Origin of the sequence: Gelidibacter sp. (assembly GCF_035577925.1) — a bacterium.
In the GTDB taxonomy this organism is placed as follows: domain Bacteria; phylum Bacteroidota; class Bacteroidia; order Flavobacteriales; family Flavobacteriaceae; genus Gelidibacter.
The window spans coordinates 1-2,019 of the sequence record NZ_DATJCY010000352.1; the positions used below are offsets into that span (position 1 = coordinate 1).

The 2,019-nt window shown below is 31.6% G+C and carries 3 protein-coding genes; 2 read left to right on the forward strand and 1 reads right to left on the reverse strand.

The annotated features are described in order from the left end of the window. The first annotated feature begins 136 nt into the window (after positions 1-136). On the forward strand, positions 137-451 hold the full coding sequence (locus tag VNJ50_RS13475) for a helix-turn-helix domain-containing protein (RefSeq protein ID WP_325582768.1): 315 nt from the start codon (positions 137-139) through the stop codon (positions 449-451). Then, positions 451-1,344, forward strand: a complete 894-nt coding sequence (locus VNJ50_RS13480; protein WP_325582770.1) for an integrase core domain-containing protein — start codon at positions 451-453, stop codon at positions 1,342-1,344. The genes VNJ50_RS13475 and VNJ50_RS13480 overlap by 1 nt, the downstream gene beginning before the upstream one ends. A 28-nt stretch (positions 1,345-1,372) precedes the next feature. Here the strand turns inward: VNJ50_RS13480 and VNJ50_RS13485 are convergent, their stop codons facing one another. Beyond that, the gene (locus VNJ50_RS13485) at positions 1,373-1,846 is read right to left on the reverse strand and encodes a PD-(D/E)XK nuclease family protein (protein WP_325582772.1); all 474 of its coding nucleotides are present in this window, start codon (positions 1,844-1,846) and stop codon (positions 1,373-1,375) included. Positions 1,847-2,019: the final 173 nt, after the last annotated feature.

Here is a 2,019-nt window from a genome sequence, read left to right on the forward strand (position 1 = left end):
AAGGTTTTGCGTGTAATAAAGTAGTCCATCAGGTTATCCGTAATATCATTAGTAGGCACACCTGACGAATTATTGTTTCCTAATAGCATAGTTAATACCTGGACACAAAATTAAGTAATAGTTTTAAATTTGTGTTATGAGTTTACATCGTAAAAAATGGTCTCAAAAAGAGAAAGAAGAAGTTTTATTATTCACTGAGGAGCATGGTATCACACGAGCTTCAAGAGAGTTTAACGTGTCAACAGCGACGATTTACGGCTGGAAGAAGCGTTATGAAGAGTTGGGTGTTGAGGGTTTGTCAAAAGGAGCTAAGACAGCTGTAGAACTGGAGTTAGCGCAGCTTAAAAGAGAAAACAATGAACTCAAAAAGTTGGTTGCAGAAAAGGAACTTGCAATCCGGGTAAAAGATTCTCTTTTAAAAAAAAGCAGCCTTCGAAACTCGAAAAAATAATGGTCGTAGAAGATTTTAAGGAGCAAGGCTATCCGGTCGATAAACTTTTGAAAATAACTGATTTAGCTCGAAGTTCCTATTATTATAAATCTACCGGAAACAAGGCAGGTAAACGAAAATCGTCTTACTTTTATAAAGATGGTATGGCGGTTAATAAGGAAATATTGCTGGAGGACATCAAAGAACTTTTGTCAGGCGAATTCGTTGATTATGGCTATTTTAAGACCTATAAACACTTGAAAGAAGAATTAGGTTATTCCATTGGATCTACTCGAACTTACCGAATTATGAAGGAGAATAATCTGTTGAGATTTCAAAGAAACAAAGGCAAGTTTCGAAATCGAAATTGGGTGAAAGAATTGGTTCCCAATGTTGAAAAACCATTTCAGTTTTTTGAATTCGATATTAAGTTTGTTTATGTCCAGGGCAATCGAACCAACGCAATGATTCTAACTGTTTTAGATGTCTATAGCCGATGGAATATGGGACAATATATTGCATATAATATCGGGAAAGAGGATGTAATTCAGTTATTTGAGCAAATTATTTCACGCTATAAATTACCCGCTAATTTTATCGTAAGAAATGATAATGGCAGTCAATTTATTGCTTCAATAGTTCAAGCGTATTTTGTTGAAAAAGGTGTAAGTCAGGAGTTTACCAAGCCCGCCACACCAGAGCAAAATGCACATATTGAAAGCTATCATTCGATCATGGAAAGTGCTGTTTGTCAAAGATTTGAATTTGAAAATTTAAAAGATTTAAAAGCAACAATGAATCGTTTCAGAAAATTTTATAACTTTGAAAGAATTCATGGTGGACTGGATTATTTATCACCACTCAAATATCTAAAGAAAATAGGGGTTAATTGTGATAATTTAATTCATGAATAGGTAGAAAAAAGTGTCCAAGTTTTAGCGTTTAAGCCAAAAAAGCTAGATACTCTTCCAAGATTATGGCATCTTTATTCTTTTGAAATTCTATTTTTTTTAATGCTATAAAAAGATCATTATAACTTATATTTTTCCAATTAGTATTTATTGAACTTTCTCCTATTAGTGTCAAGAAGAAATAATTAGTTTTTATATTATTAAAATCGTTATCAATAGTTTTTTGATATTTATCTAGTTGATTAGAATGTTGTGATGATTTTAATTTATTTTCAATAACAACAATATCTTTATCTGTCTTTATTAAAATATCTACATTTTTATACTCTGTTAAAGAAAATTCAATCTTTTTAACATCAATATTAAACAAATTTTTAAATAATTTGATTTTTTCAGTATGTAATATTCCTTTGAAGTTTTCGGAGAAAATCCAAGATAATATTTGAGAATGTATTTTTTCTTGATTTGAAATACTTAAAAACTCGAAAAAAGTTTGGGTGCTCATTTTTCTTTGTGAGGTTATTTTGATTAATATGGCAGCTAATCGAGTCACGCAAGGGAATCTCACCCCTACGTTCTCACGGAACCGTGCGTGACAGTCTCCCGTCACACGGCTCTTCATGTTAATAAATCACTCAAATATAAAATTATTTAAGGATATACCAATAACCAGTGTGC